Source organism: Psychrobacter sp. (assembly GCF_041554015.1).
Classification (GTDB): Bacteria; Pseudomonadota; Gammaproteobacteria; order Pseudomonadales; family Moraxellaceae; genus Psychrobacter.
On the sequence record NZ_JBFFMS010000025.1, the window covers coordinates 25,657 to 42,065 of the forward strand.

Annotated in this window: 15 protein-coding genes; 9 read left to right on the forward strand and 6 right to left on the reverse strand. The window is 43.7% G+C overall.

All coding sequences use genetic code 11. The features are described 5' to 3' along the window. Positions 1–18: 18 nt before the first annotated feature. Positions 19–717 carry an aspartate/glutamate racemase family protein gene (locus ABYU67_RS07870; protein WP_372844446.1) on the reverse strand — a complete coding sequence of 233 codons (699 nt, stop codon included), beginning with the start codon at positions 715–717 and terminating at the stop codon, positions 19–21. Positions 718–875: 158 nt separating this feature from the next. On the opposite strand from ABYU67_RS07870, the gene ABYU67_RS07875 reads away from it, so the two are divergent. From ABYU67_RS07875 to lspA, 3 genes are all read left to right on the forward strand, one after another. Further along, on the forward strand, positions 876–1,592 hold the full coding sequence (locus ABYU67_RS07875; RefSeq protein WP_372844447.1) for a GntR family transcriptional regulator: 717 nt from the start codon (positions 876–878) through the stop codon (positions 1,590–1,592). 668 nt (positions 1,593–2,260) lie between these two features. Next, entirely contained in the window at positions 2,261–5,104 is a 2,844-nt protein-coding gene (gene ileS, locus ABYU67_RS07880) for an isoleucine--tRNA ligase (protein ID WP_372844448.1), read from the forward strand. Beyond that, on the forward strand, positions 5,097–5,714 hold the full coding sequence (gene lspA / locus ABYU67_RS07885; RefSeq protein ID WP_372844449.1) for a signal peptidase II: 618 nt from the start codon (positions 5,097–5,099) through the stop codon (positions 5,712–5,714). Before ileS ends, lspA begins: the two co-directional genes overlap by 8 nt. Positions 5,715–5,869: 155 nt before the next feature. On the opposite strand, the gene ABYU67_RS07890 is transcribed toward lspA, so the two are convergent. Beyond that, on the reverse strand, positions 5,870–6,538 hold the full coding sequence (locus tag ABYU67_RS07890; protein WP_372844450.1) for a helix-turn-helix transcriptional regulator: 669 nt from the start codon (positions 6,536–6,538) through the stop codon (positions 5,870–5,872). Between the two features lie 96 nt (positions 6,539–6,634). Further along, entirely contained in the window at positions 6,635–7,297 is a 663-nt protein-coding gene (locus tag ABYU67_RS07895; RefSeq protein WP_372844451.1) for a DUF1294 domain-containing protein, read from the reverse strand. 157 nt (positions 7,298–7,454) lie between these two features. On the opposite strand from ABYU67_RS07895, the gene ABYU67_RS07900 reads away from it, so the two are divergent. Then, on the forward strand, positions 7,455–7,952 hold the full coding sequence (locus tag ABYU67_RS07900; RefSeq protein ID WP_372844452.1) for a peptidylprolyl isomerase: 498 nt from the start codon (positions 7,455–7,457) through the stop codon (positions 7,950–7,952). Positions 7,953–8,007: 55 nt separating this feature from the next. Then, a complete protein-coding gene (locus ABYU67_RS07905) occupies positions 8,008–9,048 on the forward strand; it encodes an aldo/keto reductase (RefSeq protein ID WP_372844453.1) in 1,041 nt (346 codons plus the stop codon). 155 nt (positions 9,049–9,203) lie between these two features. On the opposite strand, the gene ABYU67_RS07910 is transcribed toward ABYU67_RS07905, so the two are convergent. Beyond that, complete coding sequence (locus ABYU67_RS07910; RefSeq protein WP_372844454.1) at positions 9,204–10,004, reverse strand: lysophospholipid acyltransferase family protein; 801 nt, start codon at positions 10,002–10,004, stop codon at positions 9,204–9,206. A 401-nt stretch (positions 10,005–10,405) separates the two neighbouring features. Between ABYU67_RS07910 and hflX the strand changes: the two genes are divergently transcribed. The 4 genes from hflX (at position 10,406) to ABYU67_RS07930 (ending at position 14,668) form a co-directional block, all read left to right on the forward strand. Continuing rightward, on the forward strand, positions 10,406–11,872 hold the full coding sequence (gene hflX, locus ABYU67_RS07915) for a ribosome rescue GTPase HflX (RefSeq protein ID WP_372844455.1): 1,467 nt from the start codon (positions 10,406–10,408) through the stop codon (positions 11,870–11,872). Between the two features lie 284 nt (positions 11,873–12,156). Further along, entirely contained in the window at positions 12,157–12,585 is a 429-nt protein-coding gene (locus ABYU67_RS07920) for a CidA/LrgA family protein (protein WP_372844456.1), read from the forward strand. Positions 12,586–12,686: 101 nt separating this feature from the next. Then, positions 12,687–13,376 carry an LrgB family protein gene (locus ABYU67_RS07925; RefSeq protein ID WP_372844457.1) on the forward strand — a complete coding sequence of 230 codons (690 nt, stop codon included), beginning with the start codon at positions 12,687–12,689 and terminating at the stop codon, positions 13,374–13,376. A 476-nt stretch (positions 13,377–13,852) separates the two neighbouring features. Further along, on the forward strand, positions 13,853–14,668 hold the full coding sequence (locus tag ABYU67_RS07930; protein ID WP_372844458.1) for a lytic transglycosylase domain-containing protein: 816 nt from the start codon (positions 13,853–13,855) through the stop codon (positions 14,666–14,668). Positions 14,669–14,799: 131 nt separating this feature from the next. Here ABYU67_RS07930 and tsf read toward each other — a convergent pair whose 3' ends face one another. Together tsf and rpsB are read right to left on the reverse strand one after the other, a co-directional pair. Next, a complete protein-coding gene (tsf, locus tag ABYU67_RS07935; RefSeq protein ID WP_372844459.1) occupies positions 14,800–15,684 on the reverse strand; it encodes a translation elongation factor Ts in 885 nt (294 codons plus the stop codon). Between the two features lie 201 nt (positions 15,685–15,885). Further along, positions 15,886–16,409, reverse strand: a 524-nt coding sequence (rpsB, locus tag ABYU67_RS07940; protein ID WP_372844460.1) for a 30S ribosomal protein S2, incomplete at its 5' end; no start/stop codon positions are given.

Here is a 16,409-nt window from a genome sequence, read left to right on the forward strand (position 1 = left end):
AGATTCGACTAGCTGTATTTAATGTTGAATAGGTGCAGCGTAAGCGCCAACTTTACTGGTTTTTAGACCACAGCCGACCAAGGCTTCAATCATACGGGTCGCCACCGTGACACCATCAATCACAGGTACGCCCGTCTCCTCAGTCAGCCACTCTGTTAGATCCGCCATCCCAGCACAGCCCAAGACCACCGCTTCACAGTTGTCTTCACGCACTGCACGCAGGATTTCATCACGGACTTTTTCTCGGGCACCAGAGCCAGCTTCTTCAAGAGCAAGCACCGGTATGGCAGCGGAGCGCACCTTTCTACAGCGATGAGATAAGCCATAACCATGAATCAAATCTTCAATCACAGGTACGGAGCGTGGCAAAGTGGTGACCACACTAAAAGAGGTTGAAATCATACTAGCGGCCTTGACTGCTGCTTCGCAAATGCCAATGACCGGACCTGAAAACACTTCACGGCAAGCACCAATACCCGGATCATCAAAACAGGCGACGACCACACCATCTACCCCTTCTTGTTCCGCTTGCTTGAGGCGTTTAAGCAAACCAGGAACTGAGAGCGCTTCATCATGATGTCCTTGAATAGAGGCAGGAGAATCTGTTCCAGAGGCACCAATAATGGTTGTACCTGCACTGGCTCTTTGACGCGCACTTTCAACAATCTTGTCCGTCATAGAAGTCGTCGAGTTTGGGTTCATCACTAAAATTTTCATAGAGTCTCGCTATTCATTGGTTATTGTCATTTGTCATGAAGTACAGATTAGCAGCACATTATGTTGTTAACAATCATTGTTAACTAATATTGTTAACAAAACAATCTATTTTTTAATATTTGTTGTAGCGATACTAGTCGCGCACTATAATTGCACCTATGAAAATAGAGAAAACCAAAAAAACGATCCTTGCGATCGACGAAATCCCTGAGCAAACCATTATCAACTCCATCACCGCTGCGGTGTCAGAGCAACGCTTGCCAGCTGGAACAAAGCTTGGCGAGCAAATGCTGAGTGACTTATTTAACTGTAATAGAGCCAATGTGAGGCGAGCACTCTCTACCCTTGCCACCATGCATGTGGTGCAATTACAGCCCAATCGCGGTGCTTTTGTGTCGACCCCGTCACCGAAAGAAGCAGGTGATGTGTTTGAGGCGCGGCGTACGATTGAGCGCACACTTGCCCGTCAGGTCATCGAAAATGTCAGTCTGCAAGACATCGCTGAGATGCGTGCGACGATAGCTGCTGAAGCGGAGGCAAGGATGCAAGGCGATAAGCCGGCGGAGTTACGTTTATCGCGCAGCTTTCATATGCAGCTGGCGATGATTTCAGGCAATGGGGTCTTAGAGCGGTTTTTGAGCGAGCTTACGTTACGTACCACGTTGATCATTGGTTTGTATAATAAGGTAGGCTCATCTAGCTGTGCTGAGAATGAGCATCTTGGCATGGTACAAGCCATAGAAGATCGGGACGAGGAGCGGCTATTATTTTTGGTTGACCAGCATTTGAACCACTTAGAGTCCAGCCTTGACTTTAACTGTGCAGCAAAACCTTTCTTTAGCTTAGCCGAGCAGTTAACTATCCTGCCTGCTTAACATATCGCTCATAAAAATGCACTGCTCACTCGCTTACGTCTTTTAACGTTTTAACGCCCTTTTTTACATGAAAAAACCTGCCAATCAGCTGATTCGCAGGTTTTTATATTATAAAGGTCAGTTTTGTTAAAATTCAGCCAGCTCAAATATTCTATGTTCTATATTGATAAAGTCGATACTAAATGAAACAGAGTCGTCGTATTGCATCATATTTATCGCTTAATAGACCCCTATCAGCAAGTAGATGGAGTATGTTTTAAATAGAATAGCATGCGTGATGCAGAGGAAAACCGATAAATAAGAATAGGTAAATCATCAATGACTATCAATAACTGAAAGTAGGGATTATCTGAGGATAGTGATATGATGCTGTCTTGCATATAAAGACAGTATGGACATTGACTGCTTCATTTATTATCAGTTGTATGATCCTAGCGGGGATAAAACAACTACCCGTTACTCGTTAAATGAATGTTGTGACGCTGCTGGCGCACATAAAGATGAATAGAGACGATACGCGCCAGCCCTTTTTACCCTACTGTTTTTATCATATAATAGTGAGTATTATCTATTCTGCATCCAATAATTACCTGAAGTTTTGTAGCCAACTTTACACGCATTTTCTAATTCCACTTACATTTTCATCACCATTCTAAAAGACGCCTTCTATGACTGATAAAAGTACCGATATGCCAAGCCAAGACTATAAAGACACGCTAAACCTTGCCGACACACCGTTTGCAATGCGTGCCAACCTTGCCAAACGTGAGCCAGATTGGTTGGCGGCGTGGGAAGCTGATGATGTGTATGGTAAAATCCGCGCGGCACGTGCTGGGGCAACCAAATACATTTTGCATGATGGCCCTCCTTATGCCAACGGTCAAATTCACTTGGGTCATGCGGTTAATAAAGTACTCAAAGACATTATCGTAAAATCAAAAACGCTATCCGGTTTTGATGCGCCTTATGTGCCCGGTTGGGACTGTCACGGTTTGCCTATCGAGCAAAAGGTCGAAGCCAAACACGGTAAAGTTGGTCAAAAGGTTTCTGCAACCGAATTCCGTGGTCTCTGTCGTGAATACGCCAGTACGCAAATTGAGCTGCAAAAGGCGGACTTTAAACGCCTAGGGGTGTTTGGTGATTGGGACAATCCTTATCTAACCATGAACTTCCATCAAGAAGCCAACATCGTACGTGCCCTTGCCAAAATTTATGACAATGGTCATGTGACTCGTGGCATGAAGCCGGTTAACTGGTGCTTAGACTGTAGCTCTGCGCTCGCTGAAGCTGAAGTTGAATATCAAGATAAAGTGTCAGACGCTATCTATGTCAGCTTTGATATCGTAGACCGTGACAAGGTTTCAGCACTGGCTGAAATAGAAGGCAATATCGCTGCCGTTATCTGGACGACGACGCCTTGGACCTTGCCTGCCAACCAAGCCATCTCAGTACATCCTGAGCATGGCTATAGTGTGGTCGCCACCGAAAACGACAACTTACTACTGGCAACTGACTTGGTTGAGTCGGCATTGAGTGCATTTAAACTTGAGAATAAAGGCATCCTTGCCACGGTATCCGGTCGCGAGCTTGAAGGTCTGCATGCGCAGCATCCGCTTATCGAAGCTCGCCAAGTACCATTAATCTTGGGCGACCACGTTACAACCGATAGCGGTACAGGTCTCGTCCATACAGCTCCCGGTCACGGTCTTGACGATTATATCGTTGGGGTCAAATATGACTTACCGATTGAAAATCCAGTCAGTGGGACGGGCGTTTATTTAGACAGCGCGGCTGTATTTGCTGGTGAGCATATTTATAAAGCCAATCCAAAAATCATCGCTACCCTGCACGAAAACGGTCATCTGGTTAGCCATACCAAAATTGAGCACAGCTATCCGCATTGCTGGCGTCATAAGTCGCCGATTATTTTCCGTGCGACGCCGCAGTGGTTTATCAGTATGGAAACCAAAGGCTTACGTGAGCGCGCGCTTGCGGATATCCCAGCGGTACAATGGACGCCAGCATGGGGTCAAAACCGTATTGAATCGATGATGACCGGTCGCCCAGATTGGTGTATCTCGCGTCAGCGTACGTGGGGCGTACCGATTACTTTCTTTACCCATAAAGAAACTGGTGAGCTGCATCCAAATACCCTTGAGCTGATGGAAGTCGCTGCACAGAAAATCCATGCTGGCGGTGTAGAAGCATGGTTTGATGCCAGCTGTGAGGATTTCTTAGGCAGCGAGGCTGCTGATTATGATAAAGCAACGGATACTTTAGATGTTTGGTTTGACTCTGGTACCACGCATTTTGCGGTACTTGATCAACGTGATGAGCTGACCAACCCTGCTGATATGTACTTAGAAGGCTCCGACCAACATCGTGGCTGGTTCCAAACGTCATTATTGACTTCAGAAGCCATGTACGAGCGCCCACCGTTTAAACAAGTCTTAACCCATGGTTTTGTGGTTGATGAAAACGGTCGCAAGATGAGTAAGTCGCTTGGCAATATCATTACGCCGCAAGAAGAAATCAACAAAACAGGCGCAGATATGCTGCGCTTGTGGATTGCATCGAGCGATTATCGTTATGAGATGAGCGCGGGTAAAACCGTCTTTAAAGGTGCTGTCGATATGTATCGCCGCATCCGTAATACCCTACGCTTCTTACTTGCCAATACTGATGACTTTGATCCTGCGACCAATAGCGTTGATATTAACGAGCTGGTTAGCCTTGATAAATTTATCATTGAGCGTGCGCAAACGGTACAAGCACAAATCATCAGTGCTTATGATGCGATGGACTTTCACCAAGTGACGCAGCATATCACCGCGTTTTGCTCGCAAGATTTGGGCAGCTTCTATCTAGATATTATCAAAGACCGTCAGTACACCACGCAAACAGATGGTCAGCCGCGCCGCTCTGCGCAAACAGCGATTTATCATATTGCTCATGCACTGATTCGCTGGATTACGCCGATTTTATCGTTCACAGCGCAAGAAGCATGGGAAGTATTGCATGGCGCTGATAGCTATGTGTTCACTGAAGAATGGTACAGCTTCCCAGAGTTTGAAATGAGCGCTATTAGCAAGGATGACTGGCAGCGTATTATGCTGGCAAAAGATATGGTCAATAAACATATCGAAACCGCACGTGGCGAGAAAATCATCAATGCCAATTTATCTGCTGACGTCAGTCTCTATGCTGATGGCGCTATGCACGAAAGCCTAGCTAAGCTTGGTGAAGAGCTGCGCTTTGTCCTTATTACCAGTAATGCAACGTTAAAGCCAATGAGCGCTGCTCCTGCTGTAACAGCAATTGATGATGACCAAGCGGATAGTAATAGTACAGCGGCAGAGTTAGTGATTGAAGTCAATGCGGCAACGGGCACCAAGTGCGTACGCTGCTGGCATATCCGTAATGACATTGGCGCAGATAGCACACATCCAGAATTATGTGCGCGCTGTGCAACCAATGTCAGCGGTGTTGGTGAGGTGCGCCACTATGCCTAATTCACCGGATAATAAACAGCCGCCTATCGATGTCGATAATTCACCGAAACCTGCGCATGCTACTACAGGTAGCTCATCGACGCCGAAGAGTCGATTGAACAAGACGCCAAAGATGATTACTAATGGTCGCCTCGCCCTTAACTGGTATCTGTTATCCTTGATTGTGATCATCTTTGACCAATGGACAAAATGGTTAGCTGAGACCAATCTGACCTTCCTTGAACCTGTGCCTGTGATTGAGCCGTTCCTAAATTGGACGCTTGCTTACAACTATGGCGCTGCTTTTAGTTTTTTGGCGGATGCAGGCGGTTGGCAAAAGTGGTTTTTTGCAGGGCTTGCATTATTGATGTCGCTATTTTTGATCGGTTATCTGATTAAAGCACCTCGCCAAGCTAAGCTGTTATCACTTGGATTGGCCTTGGTATTAGGCGGTGCCGTGGGTAACTTAATCGACCGCTTATTACATGGTCACGTCATCGATTTTATCCATGTACATTATGCCGACGTTTGGCATTATCCTATCTTTAACATTGCTGATATTGGTATTTGTATCGGTGTGGCGATGATTGTCATTGATATGCTGTTTTTAGAAAAGAAGCGTGAAATTTAACGCTGCTTTATAATATGAAAAGTACAATCTATCAACAATAAAAAGCCCCGCTATATCGGTTATAGTGGGGCTTTTTATTGTTTAAAAACGTAATAGAGTCGCATAAACTACTGCCTTTACTGAGCATTTGAGGTCTCTATTGTTATTTTTATAGCCTATCCAGCCCTGTATATTAGCCTACCCACTATTACAAGGCTATCTGTATCCTCTACGTTGACCAGCTTATCCGGATAATCTGAATGTAAGCTATGCAATCGAAGTACACTGCCCGCTTCTATAAATATCTGCTTAAACATCATATATTTATCATTTAAAATCACAGCATACATGCTGCCATCTTTTATGCAATTGTCATTTATCGCTATTCCCACCTTATCTTTAATATTGATATAAGGTTGCATACTGCTATCTGTTGCATAAATTAATCTAAAAAACTGAGGCTCTATACCTTTCTCCTTAAAAAACTGAGGATGAAAGTAACACTCTTCTTTGACTTCTTCATGACAAAAATAAGTTTTATATACCGGTACTTTTATTAAATTATCAGATGTTTCTTCAGCAACACCTAGACTATCATCTGCCTTTTTAGCGACCTCATGTTCATGGTCCAACCAGTTGATAGGCTTATTAAAAAACATTTCAATTTTATTTGCTGTTTCATCGCCAATGGCTTTAATAGGATTCTTACCGATATAGTGACCTAATAACGCATAATTAATATTTGTGCCTTGAGATAACATTATTCTTGTTATTTTATGATTTTGCATCAATGTTCTGACGTTTTCACGTCTCACCATCTCTATACTGGTAAATTTTTTAGCCACTTATCTCTCCCATGCTCTCATTTAAAACAGCTATAAACAAATCTGTCTCAAAACATAAATTTTAATGGATGATTTGATAGAACTAAAGCCACTCTATTAAATAAGATACTTCTGTAAAAAGTCAAAACCACTACCCGCCAATATAAACAATAATCCTGCCAAGTTAATGATGACAGTCAAATAATACGCAAGACGAAATTCAGGCTTTTGTGACTTATGACGCAAGTAAGTTTGTGCGGCCATTGCGCCGACCCAGCCACCCAGCGCACTTAACAGATGTAGCGTTGATTCAGGCGTACGCCAACCATCACTTTGAGCAGCGGCTTTGTCTTTGGCATACATCACATAGGTTATAAGTCCTAAAGCCACATACCAACCTATCACTAGCCAGCTAAGCTTATCTGTTGCAGCCAATAGTATTAACACACCATAAAAACCCATACCGAGGAACAAGCGCTTTTTTTGTCCTGCCTCAAACTCTGCTTGTGCACTGCGTCTATGATTACGCTGTCGAATTTGTTTGTTTTTTTGTGCCATTTTTCGCTTAACAAAGCTTAATTCTTGTACCTCTTTTGCCTGCAATCGTTTTTGATTATCATACCCGACGATAAAAACAACCTCTTCACCGATAGCAGGACGGCGCTGCGCTTTAAATTCACTGACATGAAAAAATACCGACTCACCCGCTTCTGTTTCAATAAAGCCAAAGCCTTTGTCGTCTTGCCATTTTATGACTTGACCTTGTTGTTTAGTTGCCATCGGTTTTGCCATAAATATTATACTCACTCTTAGATTCGTCAAATATATTACACTATTTGCGTTACACTATTGGCGCTTACAACCTTTTCTAGATGACTTATCATTTCTTATATTAATGTCTACCCAACTTCCTAATCCAGCAATAGGTAAATCCTCTATGACCGATTCGCAATTTATCACGCCCAATGAAGATGTACGTATCACTTTTGGCAGCCTTGTTGAGCTGCACTTTGAAGTATCGCTTGAAAACGGCACACTGATTGATTCTACTTTCAATCGTGATACGCCAGTGACTTTAACCATAGGGGATGAAAGCTTGCTTCCCGGCTTTGAGCAAGTGCTGATGAACCTGCGTGCAGGCGATACACGCTCCGCCCATCTTGAGCCAGAGCAAGCGTTTGGCGAGTGGAATCCTGACAATATCCAACGCTTTAGCCCTACTCAGTTTGCACTAGTCGCTGACAATCCAGAAATTGGCATGCTGGTCGAATTTGAGGACAAAGGTAAAAACACCCTACCCGGCACGATTAGTGCTGTTACTGATGACGAAGTGGAGGTCGATTTCAACCATCCACTTGCTGGTCAATCTGTACTATTTAAAGTCAAAATATTTCAGGTCACGCCGCCAGGCGTCACGGGTATCAAGCTGATGTAGTATAAGAATGATTTAAAAAACCTTATGTAGAATAAAAACAGCAAAGGATAAACAGATGCAATATCAAACACTACCACAGCTCAATGAAAAAGTTTCCAAAGTCTGCTTGGGGACAATGACGTGGGGGCAGCAAAATAGCGAAAGCGATGCCCATGAGCAGATGGACTTAGCACTTAGTGAAGGGGTGAACTTTTGGGATACTGCTGAGATGTATCCGTCACCGCCGGACAAAGACAAACAAGGCGATACCGAGCGCTTTATGGGCACCTGGTTCCAAAAGACCAAACAACGCGATAAAGTCATTCTTGCTAGCAAAATATCGCCGATGGATTTTTTACGTGATGGACAAACGCGCTTTAATGCTGCGCATATTAGTAGCGCCATCGATAGCAATCTTGAGCGTTTGCAAACCGATTATATTGATATCTATCAGCTGCATTGGCCTGAGCGTCAAACCAACTATTTTAGCCAGCTCGGTTATACTGAAGCGATGGCAGCGCAGTCGCTAGATGATTTGACGCCTTTTTTAGAGACCATTCAAGCGTTAAATGATGAGATCAAAAAGGGTCGTATCCGTGCTTATGGATTGTCAAATGATACCGCTTGGGGACTGATGCGATATCTATGGGAAGCGGAGAACAATGGTTTGATCGCGCCTATTACGGTGCAAAACCCTTATAGTTTGCTAAACCGCGTATATGAAGTGGGTATGGCAGAGATTGCCCATCGTGAAAATGTGGGTTTACTTGCTTACTCGCCGCTTGGCTTTGGGGTATTGTCTGGTAAGTATCTGGACGGAAAACGTCCCGCTGGCGCTCGTCTGACCATGTATGATCGCTTTGCCCGTTATACCAATAAAGAAGCGCTATCAGCCACCGCTCAGTATGCCAAAATTGCAGATGAGGCAGGTTTGGATATGGCACAAATGGCGCTAGCCTTTGTGAACTCACGCTCGTTTGTTACCAGTAACATTATCGGCGCGACCACCACCGAGCAGCTACAATCGAATATCGATAGTATCAATCTTACCTTAAGCACAGAGGTACTAGCGGCTATCGAAGCGGTACATACGCAGCACCCGAATCCATCTCCATAGATTACTACTGTTCGGCTTTTTATAAGCTGACTTTTAGGAATGGATAGAGCAAAGAAAAAGGCGCAAATCATTAGTATTCACTACTAAGATTTGCGCCTTTTTTATTAAAGCTATTTCTATTAAGATCTTCTTACTATAGACCGTTTAATACTTACTTACGGTTTAGCTGCCTTCGTCAATACACGCGAATGTAGTTCGGCCAAGCCTTCTTGCATATGTGCTTGTAATAAGTCTGTCAGCTGACTTTTGCTTAAACCTTTAGGGTCGATAGGCTCTAGTGGTAAGACAAAAGCTGTCACGTCTTTACTATCGAGCACCTTTTTTAAACTTTGTTTCATGGTCAGCTTGCCGTAATAAGGCAATTCTTCACTCAAAGTGCCATCTTTATTGACATACGCAATCACCAGCGGGCGTACTGGTACGTCAGCATCTATCGCTGCTTGTAGCAAGGTGCCATGAATACGTTTGATTTTTTTGCCGTCGGTGGTGGTCGCTTCAGGGAAAAAGATAACCGAAAAGCCTTTGGTCAAAAAGTTAGCAATTTGCGACGCCACTGAGCCTGCATCACCGGAACCACGTTCGATAAATACCGTCCCTGCCGCGTGTGCCAACTTACCAAATATTGGCCAATCGCCAATCTCAGCTTTAGATAAGAAAAAAGCAGGGCTTAGTGTCCCCACTACCGGAATATCCATCCATGACACATGGTTAGAAACCCATAGACCATGACATTGCTCCACGCGCTCAACGGCAACGACCTGTACGCCAAAAGAGCCTGCCATTTTGCGGCAAAAGGCTTGAATATAGCGCGGTAATGTCTCGCGTGGCGGCTGTTTGAATGCCCCAATACGTTGGGCGGCGCGTAGCCCACCAGCAATGGTGGTGGTCATACCAGCAATCTGTTTGCCGCGCCCCAATTGCTGTTTGATTGAAAAGCTTGACTTGGGTTGGCTCATCTGAGTCCCTCGTGATTAAAACTTATGATTATATATGCTAAACAAGCGCCATGAGTATAACAAAGTTTATGCAGTCAGTGACGACTTGTTCACTCAATTATGCATAGGTTTTGTGAGTCATTTGCTGCTGCAATCTATAATTGATTGCCTTTAGAAAGAATACGGCATTGTCAGGCCAAAATAATACTTGATGAATCCTGTAACATAAAATCATCGCTAATTGTGTGAATACGCTTTAATATCAACTGATAAGACCACATATAAATGATTATCTGAACGTGACAGTTGTGGTTATTCTCTTTTGATATGCGTGGGTATTTGTCTTGTATAACACCCATGAGAATGGATATTTAGAATAGCCAGCGTTGCGATTTATTTACTTTATGGATAGGTGATACTCTTTGGAATATTTTGAAAGACATACCGGTGGCGAGCGTGCCATCATCGTACATTTAGACATCCGCCAAATTCAAGATCCTGATGATTTAGGGGAGTTTGAGCTATTGGCAGACTCAGCAGGTGCTGACCGCTTGGCGCTGGTCACGGGTTCACGTGCCCGCCCTGATGCCAGATATTTCGTTGGTAGCGGTAAAGCAGAAGAGATAGCAGCATTGGTGCGCGAGCATGATGCAGATATCGTACTTTTTAATCACAGCTTATCGCCTTCACAAGAGCGTAATATTGAAGCCTTGGTGCAGTGCCGCGTACTGGATCGTACGGGTCTGATTTTGGATATTTTTGCTCAGCGCGCCCGTACTTACGAGGGTAAGCTACAGGTAGAGCTTGCGCAGCTGAACCATTTATCAACGCGCTTGGTTCGTGGTTGGACGCATTTGGAACGTCAAAAAGGTGGTATTGGTCTACGTGGACCCGGTGAAACCCAGCTTGAGACGGATCGTCGCTTGCTACAAGTGCGCGTTATGCAGCTCAAAAGCAAGATTGAGAAAGTCAGACAGACGCGTGCACAAGGGCGAGCCCGCCGCCAAAAGTCAGACGTACCGACGATCTCACTTGTTGGTTACACCAATGCTGGCAAGTCTACCTTGTTTAATCGCTTGGTCGATGAAAACATCTATGCCGCTGATAAACTGTTCGCGACGCTTGACCCGACGTTACGCCGCTTAGACTGGCAAGGGGTTGGACGTGTGGTATTGGTCGATACGGTCGGTTTTGTCCGTCATCTGCCGCATGAGTTGGTTGAATCTTTTCATGCGACTTTGGAAGAGACGTTAGAGGCGGATCTATTGTTACATGTCATTGACTCATCAAGTGAAGATATGCATGAGCAAATTCAGGCAGTAAAAGACGTACTGGCGGAAATTAATAACGATGTGCCTGTCCTCAATGTCTACAATAAGATCGACTTGACCAATGAGCCTGCACGTATCGGTTATGCAAGCGAAGGTCAGCCAAACCGCGTCTATGTGTCTTCTCGTGAAAACTTGGGCATGGAAGAGTTGTCATTGGCTGTGCAGCAGTTACTGACAGGGACGCTGACTACCTTTAATTTGACCCTTCCCTATCATGCTGGGCAGCTAAAAAACACCTTGTATGAGCTTGGCGTTATCTTAGAAGAAAGCTACGATGACAATGGTCATGAGTGCCTAACGATTCGCTTGCCAAGCGCCAGATTAAGACAGTTACTTGGTCAGGCTGATTTAGAGCCTTTAGATGTCTTACCACTAGCGCAAGCGACATTGCTGATGCCGATACTTGAAGAGTTTGAGCAGCCGGATGAAGAGGAAGAACAAACGTTAACGGATGCTGAAGAAAAAGCCTTTGCTGAATTTGAAGCGCTATATGCTAAAAATGAAAGCTTAGCAGCGGATTCAATCGAAGATGATCAAACATCTGAATCGCAAAAATAAGTCATTTATTTAACGTATTTTGAATACCATTAAAAAGGACGCGACCGACCAATAGCGTCCTTTTTTAATGTCAGATCAACATAGCACAAAGGATTAGCTTGTATTAGTAATAGTCAGACCTCGACATATCGATTTGATTACTTACGGACTATAGGGTCACTATTGACCGATACGCTTTATTAGTTGGGGCACTCTATATATAATCCTTGGTATACTGCACTCATAATTCTCCTCTCACTCATCTTCTTACTCTTTTATTTATCCCTAACGTGGTCCACTTGCTTATGAAGTCTACCCATTCTTCAAAAATGCCCTTATGGATGGCAATACTTTTTACGCTCATCATAGTGATCACGGTTCGCGAGTCGGCAGTATTTGTCTGTCAGTTGGCAGGTATTGAAAAAGCCGCCAATATCGTCGGCTTATTGACCATGTTTTTTATTCTAATGATTTGGCGATTTCTTAAAGGTATTCCAGGCTGGTTGACCCAAGCCAGTAATACCTTATTGGTCGATAGTGGCTTTGCCTTTTTGCCAGTTTCTGCTGGCGCAGGCTTACTGCTGTTTGCTTTAGGAGATGAGCTGTGGGGCTTTATGCTGACGATACTTATTAGTACGCTGATACCGATTTGGGGCTTTGCCGTGCTTTCTAATCGCTGGCTAAACCGCAATAACGATGTGAATACGAATACAGCTATTAACGAGCAAAAATAGCACCCTTGAGCGCTATAAATTGAGCGCTATAAATTGAGCGCTATAAATTGAGCGCTATAAATTGAGTGCTATGAACTGAGCGCTATGAATAAAGGAATCTTATGAGTTTTGATAATGTGTTTGTGGCAACCGGTGCGGCGATTTTACTGACTTTGGCCGCTCATATCATTGCCCGCATATTGGCACGTAAACTCTCATGGTTGCCGATGGTCATTACTGCACTGGTATTGGTCGTTACGTTTTTGTTCATTTTTCAATGGGATTATAATCATTACTACGGCGCTGCCAAACCCGTTTTTGACCATCTTTTGGGCTATGTCACCGTCTTATTGGCGATCCCTTTGGCTGCCATGAATTTTAAAGGCTTGCCTATCAAAAAACTTGTCCTTATCGTGGCGATGGCAAGTTTGATTGGTGCCTTATTGCCGATGTCACTGGCATATCTATTCTCTCTTAGTCACGATACGATACTAGCGTTTGCCAGTCGTTCAGTGACCACACCGATTGGTCTGAGCATTGCCGATATAATTAAAGCACCACTTGCTATGGCAAATCTGATTATTATTGTTTCAGGCATTATTGGCGGCACTTTAGCGCGTTTTTTATTTCGCGGTATTGAAGATGACCGTGCCAAAGGCTTGGCGCTTGGTCTGGTGGCACATGCGTTTGGCACAGTAGAAGCGTGGCAAATCAGTCAGACGGCAGGACGATATGCCGCCTTTGGCTTGGCAGTAAATGGATTGGTCACTGCAGTTTGGGTACCTATTTTTATCACCGCATTGTCTGTTTAATCGCTCTTTCATATAGCACTGTTATTTTAATACAGAGTGTCAAACATCAAAGTTTCTGGTACTAGCCAACGCTTTTTAATATAAATCATTATAGTCGCTTGGCTCATCTTTATCCTGATTTTAAGCAACCTGTAGCTGCATTTATCAGTGCGCTTTATAAGACGGCCTGCAATACCATATTGATTTTATTAAAAAATTTTACAATTTAAACGGTTATTTAGCCCCCTTATCAAGGCAATCAGATGTAGTGAAAAGTTATTATATGTTATAGTAAGCAACTATTATTTTTTGTATCTATTGCAATTGGTTTTGTTAATCGTGGCTCTGCGTTGTAGCTCTTAAGCATTATAACCCTTAAGCATAGTGGCTATATAGTCGTTATGGGATATCGCAGATAGGTTAACCGCTTTATTGCGCAAACCAATGCGTTCATAAGCAAGACAATTTGCTACTACTCGATAAAAAGTGATAACCCTATGATAAATGCTGCAACTTTAGTCAATCGCTGCTTACCTTTTATTTTACTCACCGCCGTCGCCTTATCTAGCCTGTCTATTAGCGCTCAAGCAGGCAATATGTATATCTATAAAGACAAAGGCGGACAAGTACTCCTCACCAACGTCAATCCCAGTGGCAATTTTGATAAGTTTACCAAAAAAGTAAAAGTTACTTATTATAAAGACTCTAGTCTATATAATAGCAGCAATAGTAATAATGATTATGGCAGTAGCGCGGCGAGCAGCAGCGGTGCGCGTAACTCTTATGATAGCTATATCCTAGCTTCAGCGCAGCGCCACGGTGTTGATCCAGGGCTTATGAAAGCGATGATGCATACTGAATCCGCCTTTAATCCCAATGCTCGCTCACCAGTCGGCGCGCAGGGCTTGATGCAGCTAATGCCAGCTACCGCACGTCGATTCAAAGTAAGCAATCCATGGAATCCAGCGGATAATATTGAAGGTTCTGCCAAATATATTGCTTGGCTGATGCGCCGCTTTAACAATAACGTCGAGTTTGCAGTAGCGGGTTATAATGCAGGCGAAGGTAACGTCGATAAATATAATGGTATACCACCGTTTAAAGAAACCCGTAACTATGTCAAAAGCGTGATGAGCCGCTATCATAGCCTATATAAAAACGATTCAGGGCTATCTGGTAATACGATGAATGCCAATAATGGCAATGCTACCAATACCAGTAATAACGGTGGCATGCAAAACGTCAGTTATGGCACGAGTAGCAACAGTAATAGCGCAAGCTATGCCAATTCAGCTTATTTAGCATTACGCTAATCCCAAAGATAACAGACATAAAAAAGCCCGTTAAATAAATAACGGGCTTTTTTATGCTTGATTGCTAATTATATGAAGCAATCGCTAAGTACTGAGCATGCGTTATCTCAGTACTCATTGCATCTTAACACTTACTTATTGGCTAGTGCTTGAGTAGCAGCAACTTCAGCAGCAAAATCTTCTTGCTTCTTCTCAATGCCTTCACCAACTTCTAGACGTTTGAAACCAAGTACTTTTACGCCTTCAGCTTTTAATACGTCACCAACTTTTTTCTCGTTGTCCATAACGTAAGGCTGACGTAGTAAAGTGACTTCCTCTAGATATTTACGTAGACCACCTTCGATCATTTTTTCAACGATGTTGTCAGGCTTACCAGACTCTTTCGCTTTTGCTTCGATGATGTCTTTTTCGCGCGCTAATAGATCAGCAGCGACGTCTTCATCAGCAACAGCAACAGGGTTGAATGCAGCGATGTGCATAGCAAGGTTTTTGCCAGTTTCTGCACTGCCACCTTCATAAGATACCACTACGCCGATACGTAGACCATGACGGTATGCAGCAATGTTAGCGCCTTCCAATACTTCAACACGGCGGATCTGGATATTCTCACCGATTTTTTGTACTAAAGAGACACGTGCTTCTTCAACAGTCTGACCATTACCATATGGCAATTCAGCGATAGCCGCTACGTCAGTTACGTTGTTTTCTAATGCAAGGTTTGCAACTGTTTCTGCAAAGGCTGCGAAGTTTTCATCTTTTGCAACGAAGTCAGTTTGGCAGTTAACTTCTAACAAAAATGCCTTGCTGTCGCCTTGAGCGATGATGATAGCGCCGTCAGCGGCGATGTTACCCGCTTTTTTAGCTGCTTTTGCTTGACCAGATTTACGTAGGTTATCAATGGCAGTTTCGACATCGCCGTTTGATTCTTCTAACGCTTTTTTACATTCCATCATGCCAAGACCAGTACGGTCACGCAATTCTTTTACCATTTTGGCAGATACTTTTACTTCTGACATAAGAGTTACCTTTTATTATGTAGGTGAGTATTATTATATATGGAGTGCACAAATCAAGAGGCACTTAAATTCTATATAGCGCTTTAACAATAAAGCATGACGAGTAACACTACATCATGCCTATTGTTTGTCTTTATGCTGTTCGTTATGTTGTAAGGCTACCCATAAACAAACAAGGCCGCCTTACAACATCAAACCGTATTACTCAGCTGGAGTAGCCGCTTCTTCAGTTTGAGCATCAGCCGCTTCTTCAGTAGCAGGTGCTTCTTGCTCAGCTTTACCACCAGCTTGAGTTTGTGCGTATTCTTTACCAGCGATGATTGCATCAGCGATAGAAGTTACGTACAAAGTCACAGCACGGATAGCATCATCATTAGCTGGGATGATGTAATCAACGTTATCTGGGTTAGAGTTGGTATCAACGATACCGATAACTGGGATACCCAAGTTCTTGGCTTCTTTGATAGCGATTGCTTCATGATCTACGTCTACAACGAAGATTGCGTCAGGTAGACCGCCCATGTCTTTGATACCGCCCAATGAACGCTCAAGTTTTTCCATATCGCGAGTACGCTCAAGCGCTTCACGCTTAGTAAGCTTAGCGAAAGTACCGTCTTCTGCTTGTTTTTCAAGCTCTTTTAGACGATTGATTGACTGGCGTAGTGTTTTCCAGTTAGTCAACATACCACCTAACCAGCGATGGTCAACGTATGGCATGCCAGCAC

What these genes read in the sequence shown, in the direction of transcription:
- ABYU67_RS07870 (WP_372844446.1), bottom strand. Translation starts at nt 717, where the DNA reads ATGAAAATTTTAGTGATGAACCCAAACTCGACGACTTCTATGACGGAC.
- ABYU67_RS07875 (WP_372844447.1), top strand. Translation starts at nt 876, where the DNA reads ATGAAAATAGAGAAAACCAAAAAAACGATCCTTGCGATCGACGAAATC.
- ileS (WP_372844448.1), top strand. Translation starts at nt 2,261, where the DNA reads ATGACTGATAAAAGTACCGATATGCCAAGCCAAGACTATAAAGACACG.
- lspA (WP_372844449.1), top strand. Translation starts at nt 5,097, where the DNA reads ATGCCTAATTCACCGGATAATAAACAGCCGCCTATCGATGTCGATAAT.
- ABYU67_RS07895 (WP_372844451.1), bottom strand. Translation starts at nt 7,297, where the DNA reads ATGGCAACTAAACAACAAGGTCAAGTCATAAAATGGCAAGACGACAAA.
- ABYU67_RS07900 (WP_372844452.1), top strand. Translation starts at nt 7,455, where the DNA reads ATGACCGATTCGCAATTTATCACGCCCAATGAAGATGTACGTATCACT.
- ABYU67_RS07905 (WP_372844453.1), top strand. Translation starts at nt 8,008, where the DNA reads ATGCAATATCAAACACTACCACAGCTCAATGAAAAAGTTTCCAAAGTC.
- ABYU67_RS07910 (WP_372844454.1), bottom strand. Translation starts at nt 10,004, where the DNA reads ATGAGCCAACCCAAGTCAAGCTTTTCAATCAAACAGCAATTGGGGCGC.
- ABYU67_RS07920 (WP_372844456.1), top strand. Translation starts at nt 12,157, where the DNA reads ATGAAGTCTACCCATTCTTCAAAAATGCCCTTATGGATGGCAATACTT.
- ABYU67_RS07925 (WP_372844457.1), top strand. Translation starts at nt 12,687, where the DNA reads ATGAGTTTTGATAATGTGTTTGTGGCAACCGGTGCGGCGATTTTACTG.
- ABYU67_RS07930 (WP_372844458.1), top strand. Translation starts at nt 13,853, where the DNA reads ATGATAAATGCTGCAACTTTAGTCAATCGCTGCTTACCTTTTATTTTA.
- tsf (WP_372844459.1), bottom strand. Translation starts at nt 15,684, where the DNA reads ATGTCAGAAGTAAAAGTATCTGCCAAAATGGTAAAAGAATTGCGTGAC.